Source organism: Rosistilla carotiformis, assembly GCF_007753095.1.
GTDB classification, from domain to species: domain Bacteria; phylum Planctomycetota; class Planctomycetia; order Pirellulales; family Pirellulaceae; genus Rosistilla; species Rosistilla carotiformis.
In genome coordinates this window covers 2,042,546-2,058,938 of record NZ_CP036348.1, presented here as the reverse complement: position 1 = coordinate 2,058,938, position 16,393 = coordinate 2,042,546, and the positions used below count along the sequence as shown (strand labels likewise).

Sequence of the window (16,393 nt, the reverse complement as noted above, 5' to 3'; positions counted from 1 at the left end):
GAAAAGTGATTTCGATGGTCGCCTTCGCCGCCCCAGCCCAATTGTATGGTCGGGGCAGGTAAAATCGATCATAATTCAAACTACTGGTGATTTTCTAATCCAACCAAAAGCAGCCTGCGCGGCGAGGAATATGTCCGGACGATCCGCCCCCCAAACCCGCACACAGCAGAAGCTCGTTATTTCATGGATGGTCGCCCGAACAATCCGATCGCTGGCTTTTATTGCGATCCTCCTCGCGCAGGCAAGCGCTGCGGACAAACCACCTGAAGTTCTTGCCGGCGAAAGTGAAGTCCTCTTTGTCCGCCGAATTGCACCGATGTTTCGCGAGAAGTGTCTCGGCTGCCACGGCCAGGATCCCGAGGCGATCGAAGGCGGAATCGACTTTCGCGCGATCGCTCCATTAATGGCCGGAGGCGATAGTGGCGCAGCGGGCATCTCGCCGGGGAAACCCGAAGCGAGTGCGATCTATTTGGCGGCGGCGCGAGAGGAGGAAACATTCTCTGCGATGCCACCCAAAGAAAGCGAAGCCCTCAGCGATGAACAGCTCCGGTGGCTCGGTCGTTGGATTGAAACGGGAGCCCGCTGGCCTTCGGATGAACGTGCGCTCGCAATCGAAGCGGAATACGCCGACACGTGGTCGGCCGAAGACGGCGTGAAGGTCAAAACATCCGGCGGGCTCGATACCAACTGGACCAACCGGCGATACGATCCGGCGGGACTGTGGGCCTACCAACCGGTCGCAGCCCCGGTGTGGCGAGATAATAACGAGGAAGCCTTTCCGACTGCGAAAGGCGACCAGGTCGATCACTTTATCGACCTGGCGATGCCCGACGGGATCGCCGTCGCACCACGAGCGGACCGCCGGACGCTGATCCGGCGGGCGACCTTCGATCTGACCGGACTACCACCGACGCTCGACGAGATCGCTTGCTTCCTCAGCGACCCAGCGGATGACAAAACCGCCTTTCGCTCGCTCGTCGACCGCTTGCTCGCTTCACCTCATTACGGCGAACGGATGGCCCAACATTGGCTCGACGTGACGCGCTACGCCGACTCGTCCGGCTTCGCTAACGATTACCAGCGGGGCAACGCCTGGCGATACCGCGACTATGTCATTCGATCGTTTAACGAAGACAAACCCTACGATCAATTTATCCGCCAGCAGATCGCGGGGGACGAGATCGAGCCCGACGACCCGGAAAGCGTCGTCGCCGTGGGGTTCCTTCGCATGGGCCCTTGGGAATTGACCGGCATGGAAGTCGCCAAGGTCGCCCGAATGCGATTCCTCGACGACGTGACCAACAGCGTGGGCGAAACGTTTCTCGGCCAGTCGCTGCAGTGCTGTCGTTGCCACGATCACAAGTTCGACCCGATCCCGACGCGGGATTATTACAGTATCCAAGCCGTCTTCGCGACAACACAATTGGCAGAGCGAGCTACGACGTTTTTGGAAACGGAGAACTTAAGCGGTTTTGAAGAGAAGACCTATTTGGATCAACAACACAAACAATACACCCGGACGCAACAAATGCTTGATGATTTGCTGCTGGAGAATGCTGAAAAATGGTACGACGACATCGTCCCCTTTCGCACAGCGAACGATCGCACCGATGATCAGCCCACCGTCGCGGAGCAAAAGGCGACGATGAAGCAGCGATGGAACGATTCGGTTGCCAAGGTAAAACAGAATCGTTCGGGACGCGGTGTTTTTGCTGCAGCTCGCAACTCCTTGTTGTCTGCGGGAGTCGATCCACAGGAAATACCACCGGTCCGCGTCGGCTTCACTCCGCAGCAATTTGGGCTCGAACGCGTCTCTCGCAAAGGCATGCAACGGCTGCAGTGGGAATTTGATCGCTACCAACCTTTTGCCCATTCGGTCTACAACGGGCACACGCCATCGATGACATCCGTCTCCCAACCGCTTCGAATTCCCAAGGATCGCACTCACGGTGAACTGGAGAAATCGGTGATCCACACCGGTGGCGATCCGTTTTCCGAGGGTGAACCTGTCGCGGCGGGGGTGTTGAGCGTGATCGAGGATCAGGTACCTGCAGCGATTCCGCAAACGATCGACGGTCGCCGAACGGCGCTGGCCGATTGGATCGCCGACTCGAAAAATCCGCTCACCACGCGCGTCATTGCCAACCGAATCTGGCAGTGGCATTTTGGTCGTGCGATCGCGGGGAATCCCAATAACTTTGGGTCGACGGGCAAGCGTCCCACGCATCCCGAATTGCTCGATTGGTTAGCCGGTGAACTGGTGGCTGGCGGTTGGTCGATCAAGAACCTGCACCGCAGGATCATGAATTCCGACACCTATTGCCGCAGCACCCAATACACGCCGGCAACGCAAGCAAGTGGAACGCAAGGCGCCCCAACATTGGATCGCGACGCACTCGCCCGCGCGTCCAACGCCTATGCCGTCTACCTGCCACGACGCTTGAGTGCGGAAGAGCTGCGCGATTCGATGCTGCGTGTCAGTGGCGAGTTAAATCCCGCGGTCGGTGGCATTCCCTGTCGACCGATCATCAATGCGGAGGTCGCATTGCAACCGCGTCAGGTGATGGGCACCTTTGCTGCGGCATGGACACCAAATCCCAAGCCACACCAACGCAACCGCCGCTCGATCTACGTTTTAAAACTTCGCGGCTTGGTCACGCCCGAACTCGAAGTCTTTAACGCGCCATCGCCCGACTTTTCCTGCGAGCGACGCGACACATCGACCGTCACGCCGCAGGTGTTTGCGATGTTTAACAGCCGCAACACACACGCCCGCGCGCGGGCGTTGGCAAGCGATACGTTGCAAAGCACCTCCTCCCCGACCGAAGCAATCCGCGTGATCTATCAGCGATTGTTTGGTCGCAAAGCGACAGCGGACGAGATCGAACGATCGGTGAAGCATTGGCAGCGGATCGAATCGATGCTGCCAGGGACCGCGGAACCGGTCGAACCGCCAGCGCACGAAATCGTCCGCGAAGCGGTTGAGGAGAACACGGGCGAGCGTTTCCGTTTTACCGAAACGCGACACGCCATCGACGACTTCCAACCCGATATCGAACCAAGCGAAATGGCTCCAAAGACAAGGGCCTTAGCCGATGTTTGTTTAGTGCTGATGAACAGCAACGAGTTCGTTTATGTGTACTGATGGTCGCCCCATCCCGTTCCGAGCACGAAACGCAAGCGAGTAAATACACACCGTCCAAGCCCCATACCTGGACGACGCGCAAGTGAGTGAATGCACAGTCCTTTACGAGCACCTAGGATCGATAATCGGCCAACGATTCGTGCAGGCCTCGTTTCTGTTGGCACGTGGGGCAATAAAACGTGCTGCGTTGAGCTTGCACGATTCGCGTGATCGGCCCTCGATCGCACCGGTAACACGTTTGATCGGCGCGATCGTAAACCTGGTGTTGGCTCTGGTAATTGCCCGGGTCGTTGAGCGCGTTGCGGTAGGTGCCATCCGAAAGAGTGGATCCCTCGTGCCGGATCGCGGTCTCCAGAATCTGACCGATCGCCGCTTGGATCCGCTGCCACTGCGGGCCGCTCAATTGATCGCACCGCGTGCGCGGGTCGACGCCAGCCAAATGCAAGATCTCCGCGGCGTAGAGGTTACCGATTCCGGCGACCACGCTCTGGTCCAACAGCGCCACCTTGATCGCTCGTCGGCTGGCTCGCAGCGCCTCGCGCAACTGGTCGGCCGAGATCTGCAGCGCGTCGGGCCCCAGTCGCTCGGTGACCAACGCCCGCAATTCCTCGGTCGACAGCAGCCGAACGGTCCCCAGTCCGCGGCGATCCCAAAACAGCAGCTCGCGATGCGTGACGCCTGCCAATTCGATCCTCAGCCGCAGATGTTCGATCCCCGGCGGATCGGCCAGCAGCACCAAGCCGCTCATCCGCGGTTCGATCACGATCGCTTGGCCATCGTCCAAATGGATCACGACTCGTTTTCCCAGTCGATCGATGTCGGTGATCGTTCGGCCGCTGGCTCGCCGGTCCAAATGATCGATCCGCGGCTTGATCGAGATCGGCCGGCAATGGCACGGCGGCCGCTGGACGCTGGAAATCGTGGCTCCCACGATCGGCAGGATACCGCGGCGCATCGTTTCGACTTCGGGCAATTCAGGCATCGCAGGGGTCTCGTGGTAGGGAATTCGCGAATGTTTGGCGAGCTGTGGCTTTGGCGTTCGCCCAACGGCTCACTTTGAAACCCGAACCTTACGCTGTGCCCGGAGCACTCATATAGGTTCGTCGGTCACTTTGCCCCGGCCAAACGCACGCCTCCGGTTGTCGATCATTTGGGCTGACGGGTAGGATAGATGAAAGCTCTCGAAACAATTTTATGCACTGGATAGTCGATATGTCAGGCACCCTGCCCAAGGCACTCAGCCCTCAATCTGTTCCCGATTCGGCGGGCCGTTTTGGTTCGTTTGGCGGTCGTTTTGTTCCCGAAACACTCACCCGAGCATTGGACGAACTTGTCGCGGAATACGACAAAGCGAAAGCGGATCCGTCGTTTCAAGAGGAGCTCGATGGGCTGTGGAAGACATTTGTCGGCCGCCCCTCGCCACTCTACTTTGCTCGGCGGCTGACCGAATCCTGCGGCGGTGCTCAAATCTGGCTCAAACGCGAAGATCTGAACCACACCGGCGCGCATAAGATCAACAACACCCTAGGCCAAGCGCTGCTGACGCTGCGGATGGGCAAGACGCGCGTGATTGCCGAGACCGGTGCCGGCCAGCACGGCGTCGCCACCGCGACCGCGTGCGCTCACTTTGGCTTGCCATGTGTGGTCTACATGGGGGCTGAAGACATTCGCCGCCAGAAGCCGAATGTGTTTGCGATGAAACTGCTTGGGGCGGAGATCCGAGCTGTCGAAAGCGGTTCGCGAACACTCCGCGACGCCGTCAACGAAGCGATGCGCGACTGGATGAGCAGCGTCGAAGACACGCACTACATCATTGGATCGGTGATCGGTCCGCATCCCTTCCCGATGATGGTCCGCGATTTCCAATCGGTGATCGGCCGCGAAGCCCGCGCCCAGAGCCTGGAAGCTTTCGACGGTAAGCTGCCCGATTGCGTGGTCGCGTGCGTCGGCGGTGGCAGCAACGCCGCGGGCATCTTCGCTCCTTTTGTCGCCGACGACGGCGTCCGCTTGGTCGGCGTCGAAGCCGGGGGACGCAGCAGCGAGCCAGGCCAACACGCCTCGCCCCTGACCTTCGGCCGTCCCGGCGTCCTGCACGGCAGTTACAGCTATGTGATGCAGGACGACGACGGCCAAACTTGCGATGTCCATTCGATGTCGGCGGGACTCGACTACCCCGGCGTCGGACCGGAGCACAGCTACTGGAAGGATACCGGCCGAGCGGAATATATCCAGTGCCGCGACGACGAAGCGATGAAGGCGTTCGATATGCTGGCCAAAAGCGAAGGGATTCTGCCGGCGCTAGAGAGCAGTCACGCGATCGCTAAGGCGATGGAAGTGGCGGCTCAGATGGGCCCCGAGCAAAACGTGGTCGTCTGTCTGTCGGGGCGCGGCGACAAGGATGCGATGGAGCTGGCGCGGTTGCGCGGCGAGGAATGGTAACCGGTGCCGGCCGCTGCGGATTCCGCCGCCGGCCGATTTGAATTATACTGCCGCCCCGTTGCCGAAAGCTTTTTCGGCACGGAGACCCATCGTGTGCCGTTTTCCATCTGCTGAAAGTTGTTCATGTCGTTGCTCGACGAAACCTTTGCCAAATTACGATCCGAGGGGCGCAAGGCCCTGCTCCCCTTCATCACGGCCGGGGATCCCGATCTCGATTTCACCGCCGACCTGCTGAAAGACTTTGGTAAGGCGGGCGTTGCGGCGTGTGAAGTCGGCGTCCCCTACAGCGATCCGGTCGCCGACGGGCCCGTGATCCAAGCCTCCTATCAACGGGCGCTCGAGTCGGGCTTTCGATTGCAGCAGCTGTTCGAGATGCGAAAGCGCGTTGCGGCGGAGATCACAATCCCAACGCTGACGATGGCCAGTTACGCGATCATCTACCGCGTGGGGCTGGAACGCTACATCGAACAATCGCAAGAAGCTGGATTCTGCGGCGCGATCGTCCCCGATCTGTTGGTCGAAGAAGCGGCGGAGTTTTCGAAACTGTGTGCCGATCGCGACTTCAACCTGATCCAATTGGTCACTCCCACCACGCCTCGCCAGCGCCAGGTGCGGATCGCCGAATCGTCGTCGGGCTTCTTGTATTTCGTCTCGGTGACCGGGATCACCGGCGAACGAAACGAACTGCCGCCGCAACTGATCGACAACGTCGGATGGTTGCGAGAACAGACCGACGTCCCTGTCTGCATCGGTTTTGGAATCAGCCAGCCCGAACACGTCGCCAAGCTGGGCCCGGTAGCCGACGGTCTGATCGTCGGATCGGCGATCGTGCGTCGGATCGCTCAAGCCAACGCGGAGAACCGCGGCGAAGTCCGAGGCGAGATCGATCGCTACGTCCGCGAGATGCTGGCCGCGATCAACGCCGTCAAATAGAAGATGCGCGAAGCGCTGGAGTCAATGCTGCAGCCGACCACTACGCGCGGCCCGCTGGGCACGCGGTTAAACGCCATACCGTTCAACGAAGCGTAGTGGACGAGTCCTTTTCCATGCATCAGACCAAATCGCTGGGACTCGTAACCTCCTGTTGATTACCCACAAATTTCCCGAAGGGAATCAAGCAATGAGCCGTAGGTAAGCGCAGCGCCACCTACGGTTTCGACGGAACTCGCCACGCTGACCGCGCAGGCGGTCGCAGAATCCCGCGCAGTTGCGCTGCGACCACCTTCGGGGTCGGCCGTTCGCGTCTCGCGTCATTCCGGTGGTATCGCGTTCGCTCAACCACCGGCTAATAGCTGCCACGCCGTCGGCGTGGTTGCGACTTGTGGGTAATCAACAGCTCGTAACCTCGTCCACTACATCACGCCGCTAATTCTTGCGACGGACCGAGGCTCCTTCGTTGAACGCCATTGCGGTTAAACGAGCACTCAGCTGCTGGCGCTGCGGTAGCTGAGCAAGGCTTTGCGGAACACCCAACGGCTGGCGACCAAGCAGACGACGGTCGCAAACAGCATGAATCCGGCCAGCGGCCATTCCCAGGCAGCCCGCGGATCCAACGGCTTGGCAATGATCCGCGCCGGGACGTTCACGACGACCAGCACGGGGATCACAAACGTGAACAGCCCCCACAGGCTCCAGCCCCAACCGTTCTGATAGATCTCCATCGGATAGCGGCTGAAGTTGGTGATGTAGAACCAAAAATTGTAGAGCGTTTGGTTGCGGCCCAGCCAGATGCTTGTCGCCGATAACGAGATCATCAAGCTGTACATGATCGCGACGCCGCAGAGGATGAACAGCGGGTACAAGATGATCATCGTGGCAGTGATCTGCAGCGGAGCGACGGGATCGGTGATCAGGTAGCTGAGCGAAATCGCCGCCAGAACCAGACCGACGGCAAAGTTCGACAGGCTGGACCAGTCGACTTTATGGAACGAGACCAGGAACTGGGTGTCGATCGGTTTGAGCAGGGCGAAATCGAGCCCGCCGGTGCGGATCAATTCGCTGAACTCTTCCGCGTTGGGCATGAAAAAAGCTTGGACCAGGCTGTTGATGAACCAGGTTGTCGCCAGGAACAGGAAAAACTGGTGCTTGTGCCAACCGGTCCCTTCACCAATCGAATTGGTGTACTGGAAGATGATCAAATAGAAGCCGACGTTCATCAACGTCCAGGAGACGCTGCTGATGCACTGGAACAAAAAGTTGGCCCGAAACGTCATGTCGCGGACCAAGCTGTTGCGGGCAAACGTCAGCAGGACGCGTCCGTAGTGCGGGCCTTGGTTAGCTTCAGCCATCGTGCTCTTCCTATCGCTGTCGGGCCCTTCGGATCTCGCAACGCATTCCCCGTTGCGAGGTGGTCCAACCACCGTGAGGTTTTAAGATTCGCCGTCGGTCGAAACCGTTTCGATTTCGATCACCGGCAGTTCCGAATTCGTCCCGGACAGGATCTCGAAGGCTTTGTGATAGAACTCTTCGCCGTAGGTCAGTTCGCCGCCGATGTGACCGACCAGGCCAACCATCCCGGCGCTGATCAACAGACCGATTTGCCAGACCTTTCGTAAACGGAGGTTTTCGTTCATTTCGGCTTTGATCGCGATCAAGGCAAACGCGACCGAGGTGATCGTCACACCGACGCCCGTCCAACGGTGCCGCGAGATCGAAGCCTCCAGCCCCTTGGACCAACTGCCGTATCCCTCTTGGTCCGCAAAGGACCAGCCCATTGCCGACGCGGCGATCGCCGAGAGGGCACCGCACAACAGGCAGGCGAAGGGAATCGGATGGGCGAGTTGTGGCCACTTGTATCCCAGCACGACAAAGATCGCGCCGAAGGTGAGCAGCGCGACGGGGAAGTGGACCGTGGCAGGATGCAGATACCCTTGGAACGCCCAAACGCGACTCGCCAAGCTACTGGGAACCGGGACCGGTTCGACGATGACCACGTCGACGGCGTTCGGATCGGCAAGGACAACCTTCGCGTCTTCGGGCCAATTCGCTCCCTCTTCGATCCACAACCGAAGAATCGCAATCTCCCCAGGGGACATCGGCCCTTCGGATTCCGGCGGCATCAGCATGTCGGGATCTTCAGCGACGATGTAATCGATGTACAGCGAACTCGATTCGTGATCGCCCGCTTCGATATAGTCGGCCATGATCTCCGGATCGTCGACACGGAAATCGTTCTTGGCGTCGTCGGGGCCGTGGCAGGAGAGGCACTTGGTTCGCAAGATCGGCGCGACATCGCGAGCGAAGTCGATCACTTGGCCATCGTCATTTAAAGGGCCCGCGGCAAAGATCGGTTGATTCGAAAGGATCGCCAAGCACAGGACGATCCCAGAGAGTGTCTTGTTTTTCATCGCATGATTTTAGGGTGGGAGAGGGATGGTAGGCGATGGGGAGCGAGGAAAGAGAAGGCTTCCCGTTGCTGCATGTCGACATTGTAAACGATTCTCGACGTTGCGACTAATGACCACTCACCAAACCACCTTTGCAAATGCGATTTTCAACGCTTGAGCGGCCACGCTGTGGGGGCGTTAGGCAGCGTGCGAGCCCCCTCCTGTAAGACATTTGTTAGCGTTTTCCCCACTCAGAACGGGCTGCATGCGACCAAGGGCCCCTACGATAGCACGCTTCCCAGATCGTGCCTCTGCAGCCGAAAGGCCCAGGCCGAGATCAAGGCAAAGTGACCCGCTCATTACCCGCTTTGGTGATCAAGCTTCGACGTATTTCGGCATCGGTTGAATTGGCCAAGAAACGGACGGCCCCGTCGCAGAGGCTCACATGCGTCCCGCCAGGATGATTCGATAGCTGGCGATCCTGCCCCGCAAAGCTTTCAAACGTTGCGAGATCGATATCATGCGGACTCATCCATGGCACGGCATGTTCCGAACCGACTTCGACAAAGAGGATCGTATTGGCGGACCCATCCAATATGTCGCGGAAACGCGTTCCCACTGGCCCCGTCATGGCGCCACTCGGGTCGACCACCGCGACGTATCCGGTGGCCGAATGATCGGTGGCCGAAGGGCATCCGAAGACTTTGATCACCGTGGAAGCGACCTGCTGGTTGGCAGGATCGTCCCACGGTTTGTTCAGATCGATTTGATCGTAGAGGGCTTTCTGTTCCAAGAAGGGAAGGATCAGCGTTCGCCAACTGTGCAGCGGTTGCCCGGCTTCATCGACAGTGAAGGCAGGAGGAAACGCCTGGTACGCATCGTGATAATTATGCATCGCCAGGGCGATCTGCTTGATATTGTTGCTGCACTCGACGCGCCGCGCCGCTTCGCGGGCAGCTTGGACGGCGGGCAACAAAAGACCAGCACAGATACCTAAGCAGGGGAGCGCTCCCAGGCCCACCAAAGCCAACACGATAATCAACACGGTGTTGTTCTTTTTGGCTGGCGGATTCCACTGTTGATAGTGGGGGTCGTTTGGCGGCAGCGATGGATTGGGGGGCTGGTTGCTCATGGTGTCCTCGATACGAAAACAAAATCACAGCAGATCAGGGGCAGCCCCATGCCGCCCCATGCGGGTCTTCGCATTCTACAGGGAAGCGGTGGGGACCGCCTTAGGTAGCTACTGTGATTTGTTCGATCGGGCAAAATGCCCCCGCGTCGGTCACGCTTTAGCTGAGCCGTTCGGTCAGCTCGGCCACCAGGTCTTTGGTCGCCACACGCCATTGTTTCAGCGAATCGCGATCGCGGATCGTGACGGTGTCCTCTTTCAACGAATCTCCGTCGACGGTGATGCAGAAGGGAGTTCCCGCTTCGTCTTGGCGACGGTAACGACGACCGACCGCCGCCTTTTCGTCGTAGAAGGTCGACATCTTCTCTTTCAGCATGCCGTAGATCTCCTTGGCCTTTTCGGGCATTCCGTCCTTTTTCACCAACGGGAAGACAGCCGCTTTGATCGGTGCCAGCCGCGGGTGGAATTTCAGCACGGTGCGGGTTTGCATCTTGCCGTTTTCGTCGGGCTGTTCATCTTCGTTGAACGCTTGGCACAAGAAGGCCAGCGTCGCCCGGTCGGCACCGGCCGAGGGTTCGACGACGTGCGGGATGTACTTTTCGCCCGTCAGATCGTCGCGGTAGCTGAGGTCTTTTCCGCTGCCGCGATGCTTCGGTTGGCCATGCTCGTTCTTTTCGACTTCCATCGGTTTGGTCTTCGGATCCAACTTGCCTTCCATGTGACTGCGGAGGTCGAAGTCGCCGCGGTGGGCGACCCCTTCCAATTCGCCGTATTCTCCTTCGGCCATGAAGGGGAAAGCGTATTCGATATCGGCGGTGCCGACGCTGTAGTGGGCCAGTTCGCTGGCAGCGTGTTCACGCATGATCAACCGGTCGCTCGATAGCCCCATGTCCTTGTACCACTGCAGACGGCGATCGCGCCAGTAGCTGTACCACTTGTGCGATTCGTCGGGGTGACAGAAGAACTCGATCTCCATCTGCTCGAACTCGCGCGAACGGAAGGTGAAGTTCCGCGGCGTGATCTCGTTGCGGAAGCTCTTGCCGATCTGAGCGATCCCCATCGGCAACCGCATCCGGCTGCTGTCGAGAACGTTCTTGAAGTTGACGAAGATGCCTTGCGCGGTTTCGGGACGCAGGAAAGCCGCATCCGCTTCGCCACCGAGTGCCCCGATGGTCGTCTTGAACATCAGGTTGAATTCCCGCGGCTCGGTCAGCGTGCCGAGTTCCTTCGCGTCGGGGCCCAAGACCTTTTCCTGCTCTTGGACGCTGTCAAGCGTTGTGAAATCGCCATCGTACTTCAGCGATTCAGCATCTTTGGGGCGGAGCTTAAAGAACTTCAACGCCCGGCGCTGCACATCGGCTTGCTCTTCGTCGGCTTCCACCGTCGTGGTGACAAAGATCTTCTGATCTTTCGCCTCGACCCAACGACCGCGGACTTGGTCGAAACGATAGCGTTTCCGCGTCTCGCGGCAATCGACCATGTGATCGTGGAACAGATCGTAGTGGCCCGAGCATTTCCAAACCTGCGGATGCATGATGATCGTGCAATCCAAGCCGGTCATTTCATACGTGCTGGGGGCTCCGGGGGGCGTGACCAATTCGTTGTGGCCGCCGACCATGTCGTGCCACCAAGCGGCTTTGACGTTCCGCTTCAGTTCGACGCCAAGCGGACCGTAGTCCCAAAAACCTTGCAGCCCTCCGTAGATTTCACTGGATTGGAACAGGAAACCACGCCGTTTACACAGCGCGACGAGTTTCTCCATTGGCATCATGGCGGCTAGACTCTGGCAATTATGAGGTTTTGAAGAAGGTTGAACGGTTATCGAATGTCCGCAAGTCTACGACGCTTTACAGAAAACAGGTAGACCGGTTGAAAATCTCATCGGCCAGGCCACTTGTTCACCGAAGGAGAATTTGCGTCAATAACGACTCGTGAAGCGATTGGCTGGGCGTTTTAGGGGTATTGGGCCAAGCATCGGGCTCGCGTTACAGGGGAGTTGCTTTGTGTCGCAATTGATTTTGCTTGCCAGTTCCGTCCAACAGCTCGATCGTTGTCTGCCGCTGATGGTGCATTTTGGTTCCAGCCCTGCGTCGACGATCACGATCTGGGTGATCGCCGAAGCGAAGAGTTCGCTGGCGGCCTATGCGGCGCGATGCAGCGAACAATTGGCTGCCGAGAGTCGCGTGCAGTGTGTCACGGAAAACGAGGCCGATCTGCTGCATCGGTTGTCGGAGTGCCGGCAGGTCGATTGGTTTGTGATCCCTTACGCGGGCGAACAGCAGTCTTTTTTCTGCAATCTGTTCGAGCGGTCTCCCTGCCGCACGATGCTGTTGGATCCGGGGGCGGAGTTTTCGGGGGACGTTGGACGGATCGTTCAATTACTCAACGACGAATCGGATTCGATCGGCCGGATCTGTCGCGCCAATCCCGCACCCTCCGAACGTCAATTGTTGTTCGAAGACGTTTCGGTGGTAACTTCAGCCGATAGCGCCCGGCGGCGTGAACTGTTGAGCGGCCGGCTGGAGGAACTCGACTTACAATCGAACGACTTGGTCGTCACGGCAGTTGAGCGAACGACGAAACCCAATGGTGATTTTTCTGTCGCCCGCCTGCTGTTGGATCTGGGGATCCCCGCGACGGTCGTGGTCCTGCGACATCGCATGAGCTGGGTAGAGCATACGTGGTCGTCGATCGAGAAAAAGATCTTCGAATGGTCGCCACCGATGGAGCGGGAGGCACGGATGGAGCTGGCCGAGAACCTGGCTGACAATTCGTCACTGCAGTTCGAATTTGTGGCGATGATGTGCGCCGCGACCTGCCTGGCGGCGTTCGGGTTGGTCCAGAATTCCGCCGCGGTGATCATTGGGGCGATGTTGGTCGCACCGTTGATGACGCCGATCATGGGAGCCGGGCTGGCCCTGGCCTATGGAAACCGTCCGCTGTTTGGCCGCGCTGGGATGACGGTCGGCGTGGGATTCCTGTGCGCGTTGGCGACCAGCTTTTTGTTTGGGTTGTTGGTGCGGATCGTTCAAGGAGCCGAGGTGACGCCCGAGATGTGGGCTCGCAGCAATCCATCGATCCTCGACTTCCTCGTTGGCCTGGTCGGCGGTTCGGCAGCCGCTTACGCCCGAACGCGGTCGCACCTGTCGAGCGCCTTGGCCGGGGCGGCGATCGCCGCGGCGCTGGTCCCGCCGGTGGCAACCGCTGGCTTGCAATTGGCTTTCCTGCCGATCGCCGCGACGCCGACGCGATGCCTGCCCGTAACCGGTCCGCTGCTGTTGTTCATCGCCAACGTGCTGACGATCATGGTCGGATCGTCTTTCATTTTGTGGCTCAGCGGCATCCGTGGCGACCATCGCTTTGGCAAAAAGCAGCGTTGGGCCAACCGCGCCCTGATGCTGCTGCTGATCCTCACCTCGTTAGTTCTGGTCGTGGTGGTCGAGCACTAAGCGCTGGAGTCGAGCCTTTAGGCGACAGCGCTGGAGTCAAGCCTTTAGGCGACAGCGCTGGAGTCGAGCCTTTAGGCGACAGCGCTAGAGTCGCGCCTTTAGGCGACAGCGCTAGAGTCGAGCCTTTAGGCGAAGAACTCAGTATCTATAACTCTGGCGGATCCCAACCTTTCCCAAAATCGTAGGGCGGATATGCTTGCCATCTCTTCAGCGCCAGATCTCGTCCGATCGCCTGCAAGTATTCCACGGCATTGCAATACGGCCATTGGGTCCACTGCGTCACGTAGCCGTGCCGGACGGCATTGTTAAGTACGTAGTTCCAGGTTGCATAGAAGTGCCCTTCGGACTTCATCGCTGTCTCCGCCGCATTGCACCACACTTGCCGACCGCGACAATCTTCCACACGGTTCCAGAGGTATGAGTTGCGACCGTGCAATTGCCCGAGTCTTTTCAACAGGCCTTTCACCGACGGCGTATCGACGAGCGAGTGATAATGATTGGGGAGGATCGTCCATGCGTAGACGTGAGAGCATTGTGTGCCCAGCAGATCGACAAGTTCCTGTTCAAACTCGCTCATTCGCTGCGATGCATACCCAACGATCGGCCGATGCTCAAAACACGCTGCGGTGATCAAATAGCAGGAGGTCGTGTCGCTTTCGATATGAGGTGGGCTATGAGGGGGCCGGCCATACCTCCGTCGCTCGGCCAAAACCTCACGTCGCTGTTCTGGCGACATCTTACGCCACCGATAGATCGTCTCTGGAATTGTGGGCATCGCACAAGGCTCCAGTGGTTTGTGGTCGCCTAAAGGCTCGACTCCAGCGCGGTCGGCTAAAGCCTTGACTCCAGCGCGGCCGCCCGGCGGAACTCTGATTCTAACATGTCGCTTGCGTGGAAACCGCAGGGAATCGGAGGGAACTGCCGATGGGGCGACGTTTGCCTTGGTGCTCGGGTGGAGAGGTCGCCTAAAGGCTCGACTCCAGCGCTGGAGTCGAGCCTTTAGGCGACCGCGTGCTCATCCAGCCAGTGGACGCAGCATCGTCGCAGCGGCTTGCGTGCCGATCGCGCGGCCAGTGTCGAGGCCGGCGGTGTTGTCGAAGTCGAAGTGGATGCCGCCGTAGATTCGGCTCAGCCCCGCTTCTTCGGCTGCTTCGGTAAAGCTGTCGAAGGTCCGCGTGACGATCAGGTTGGGAACCAGCGGACGTTGCCCCGGCGATGCAAACGCATCGGTTTGGCTGGTGAAGCGGACGTTCTCCCCCAACAGCGATGTCAGGACCGCATCGGCGGCGCCCGAAAAGGTGCTGTGGCCGGAGGTGTAGGTCGGGAAGGGTGGACTGGTCAACAGCGGTCGCCAGGCGGCGTCTTGGACCGTCGCGGCGTTTCCATCTTCATCGGCTCTCTGGATCGCATCGATTGGCCGCCACAGATCGTAATGGTACTTGGTGTCCCAGGCGGCGATCCCGGCGTCGGCCATCGCGAGGTTCAGCAAGGACAGCGTACGGGCGGTTTCAAGCAACGGTTGCTGTTGCCCGACCAGGACGTCGGAGGCGATCTGATTCCAGTGTCCCGGTGGCGTAAAGGTTCCGCCACCATCGGCCCAAAAGATCGCGATCTCGGTCTGGTCCGCGGTGCGATCGACGCTGTCGACACCGCCCAGTCGCATGACTTCGTCGACCGATGTGGCATAGATATCGCTGGCAAGCGCTGGCGGTTCCGCAGGACGAAAGGTTGCGACATCGTCGACGACAAACGGCTCGACATCGATCCATTGAGGCAGCAATGGCGGCAGGTAGCCGGGGAACGTTCGCTGCCAATCTCCTGGAGCGTCGCCGTGAGTGTACGCTCGCGTTGCCAGCGAGCCATCGTCGTCGCGGAGGGCAAGCATCTGCAGTCCGACCGATTCGCCAAAGACAAGCCCCGCTGTTTTGTCGGGGCCGTCGGCGATCATGCTCAGCGATTCGTTCCGCGCTGCATTCCAGATCGCCATCGAATCGGCGTCGGGATAAAGTGCCGTCGAAACCGTGTACGCCGCCTCGATCGCAGCAGCTTCAGCGGATGCTCCGGCAGCCAGGGCGCTGGCGATCGGCAGATAGGTTTCGTAGCCTCCCTCGATTGCCGCGATCGCATCGAACATCGCCGTCTGGATCATCGCCAGATTGCGAGCGACGCGCGGCGGTTCGGACGTGACGATACGACCTTCGTAAGGATCGTCGCTTGTCGTCGTCCATTCTCTTACGACGTTCAATGCGGTAGCGTTCCAATTGGTTGCCAGATTGCCGCGACGAATCTGTCGGGTCGTGGTCGTCGATTGCCCCAGTGGATCGATGACCGTGACGGTCAATTCATGGATGCCCGACGATAGGGTTGTCGTGAATTCGAACGCTCCGGTTTGCGCGTCGACCGCCAGAGACTCAAGCACGACGCCGGTTCCATCGGTCAACTGCACCTTTGCTCCGGCAACCGACTGCCCCACCAGTGTCACGTGGTCGCTTAAAATCACACCGTTCCCGTCGGGATCCGAGTCGGGATCGGTTCCGACGGCCAATGCCGGTTCGCTCGCATATCGGTGCTGGGCATTCAGGATCCGCAGTGCATCGATCGGCGTGATCTGCATATCTCCGTTGGTGTCGAGATAAAAAGCATCGGCCGGACGGGCCAGCGGCAACTGGTTTTCAATGCCGCTGTTGATGCGATTCAGAAGGACGACGACATCGGTATTGGTCACCGTACCGCTGTCGTTAACATCCAACGGCAGCACCGGGTTCTGCCAAGCCGAATCCATGCAAAGCCGCGGTTCCAACCGCTGGAGTCGAGGCTTCCGCCGACCACGCTGGAGTCGAGCCTTCAGGCGAAGCGGCACAATTTGAACGCTCGATTGAATTCGAGTCGACACGAACGGAGGCAT

At 59.3% G+C, this 16,393-nt stretch carries 11 protein-coding genes; 4 read left to right on the top strand and 7 right to left on the bottom strand.

The features are described 5' to 3' along the window. Positions 1 to 187: 187 nt before the first annotated feature. The gene (locus tag Poly24_RS07625) at positions 188 to 3,145 is read left to right on the top strand and encodes a PSD1 and planctomycete cytochrome C domain-containing protein (RefSeq protein ID WP_145092802.1); all 2,958 of its coding nucleotides are present in this window, start codon (positions 188 to 190) and stop codon (positions 3,143 to 3,145) included. A gap of 112 nt (positions 3,146 to 3,257) precedes the next feature. On the opposite strand, the gene mutM is transcribed toward Poly24_RS07625, so the two are convergent. Then, entirely contained in the window at positions 3,258 to 4,127 is an 870-nt protein-coding gene (mutM, locus tag Poly24_RS07620) for a bifunctional DNA-formamidopyrimidine glycosylase/DNA-(apurinic or apyrimidinic site) lyase (RefSeq protein WP_145092799.1), read from the bottom strand. Between the two features lie 230 nt (positions 4,128 to 4,357). On the opposite strand from mutM, the gene trpB reads away from it, so the two are divergent. Continuing rightward, on the top strand, positions 4,358 to 5,584 hold the full coding sequence (gene trpB / locus Poly24_RS07615; RefSeq protein ID WP_145092796.1) for a tryptophan synthase subunit beta: 1,227 nt from the start codon (positions 4,358 to 4,360) through the stop codon (positions 5,582 to 5,584). Between the two features lie 123 nt (positions 5,585 to 5,707). Next, complete coding sequence (trpA, locus tag Poly24_RS07610; protein ID WP_145092791.1) at positions 5,708 to 6,517, top strand: tryptophan synthase subunit alpha; 810 nt, start codon at positions 5,708 to 5,710, stop codon at positions 6,515 to 6,517. Between the two features lie 491 nt (positions 6,518 to 7,008). On the opposite strand, the gene Poly24_RS07605 is transcribed toward trpA, so the two are convergent. The 4 genes from Poly24_RS07605 to Poly24_RS07590 form a co-directional block, all read right to left on the bottom strand. After that, a complete protein-coding gene (locus tag Poly24_RS07605) occupies positions 7,009 to 7,872 on the bottom strand; it encodes an ABC transporter permease (protein WP_145092787.1) in 864 nt (287 codons plus the stop codon). An 81-nt stretch (positions 7,873 to 7,953) separates the two neighbouring features. Beyond that, complete coding sequence (locus Poly24_RS07600; protein WP_145092784.1) at positions 7,954 to 8,931, bottom strand: c-type cytochrome domain-containing protein; 978 nt, start codon at positions 8,929 to 8,931, stop codon at positions 7,954 to 7,956. 316 nt (positions 8,932 to 9,247) lie between these two features. Further along, on the bottom strand, positions 9,248 to 10,042 hold the full coding sequence (locus tag Poly24_RS07595; protein WP_145092781.1) for a DUF1559 domain-containing protein: 795 nt from the start codon (positions 10,040 to 10,042) through the stop codon (positions 9,248 to 9,250). 157 nt (positions 10,043 to 10,199) lie between these two features. Next, entirely contained in the window at positions 10,200 to 11,801 is a 1,602-nt protein-coding gene (locus tag Poly24_RS07590; RefSeq protein WP_145102656.1) for a glycine--tRNA ligase, read from the bottom strand. Positions 11,802 to 12,042: 241 nt separating this feature from the next. Between Poly24_RS07590 and Poly24_RS07585 the strand changes: the two genes are divergently transcribed. Then, positions 12,043 to 13,488, top strand: coding sequence for a TIGR00341 family protein (locus Poly24_RS07585; protein WP_145092777.1), 1,446 nt, complete (start codon positions 12,043 to 12,045; stop codon positions 13,486 to 13,488). 145 nt (positions 13,489 to 13,633) lie between these two features. Here the strand turns inward: Poly24_RS07585 and Poly24_RS07580 are convergent, their stop codons facing one another. Both Poly24_RS07580 and Poly24_RS07575 read right to left on the bottom strand, forming a co-directional pair. Next, positions 13,634 to 14,263 carry a hypothetical protein gene (locus Poly24_RS07580; protein ID WP_145092774.1) on the bottom strand — a complete coding sequence of 210 codons (630 nt, stop codon included), beginning with the start codon at positions 14,261 to 14,263 and terminating at the stop codon, positions 13,634 to 13,636. A 240-nt stretch (positions 14,264 to 14,503) separates the two neighbouring features. Further along, a complete protein-coding gene (locus Poly24_RS07575) occupies positions 14,504 to 16,381 on the bottom strand; it encodes a phosphatase PAP2 family protein (RefSeq protein WP_197452398.1) in 1,878 nt (625 codons plus the stop codon). Between the last annotated feature and the right edge of the window lie 12 nt (positions 16,382 to 16,393).

Bases quoted from the DNA above. Each gene is read 5' to 3' on its own strand.
- trpB (WP_145092796.1), top strand. From the start codon at position 4,358: ATGTCAGGCACCCTGCCCAAGGCACTCAGCCCTCAATCTGTTCCCGAT.
- Poly24_RS07580 (WP_145092774.1), bottom strand. From the start codon at position 14,263: ATGCCCACAATTCCAGAGACGATCTATCGGTGGCGTAAGATGTCGCCA.
- mutM (WP_145092799.1), bottom strand. From the start codon at position 4,127: ATGCCTGAATTGCCCGAAGTCGAAACGATGCGCCGCGGTATCCTGCCG.
- Poly24_RS07590 (WP_145102656.1), bottom strand. From the start codon at position 11,801: ATGGAGAAACTCGTCGCGCTGTGTAAACGGCGTGGTTTCCTGTTCCAA.
- Poly24_RS07625 (WP_145092802.1), top strand. From the start codon at position 188: ATGGTCGCCCGAACAATCCGATCGCTGGCTTTTATTGCGATCCTCCTC.
- Poly24_RS07595 (WP_145092781.1), bottom strand. From the start codon at position 10,042: ATGAGCAACCAGCCCCCCAATCCATCGCTGCCGCCAAACGACCCCCAC.
- trpA (WP_145092791.1), top strand. From the start codon at position 5,708: ATGTCGTTGCTCGACGAAACCTTTGCCAAATTACGATCCGAGGGGCGC.
- Poly24_RS07600 (WP_145092784.1), bottom strand. From the start codon at position 8,931: ATGAAAAACAAGACACTCTCTGGGATCGTCCTGTGCTTGGCGATCCTT.
- Poly24_RS07605 (WP_145092787.1), bottom strand. From the start codon at position 7,872: ATGGCTGAAGCTAACCAAGGCCCGCACTACGGACGCGTCCTGCTGACG.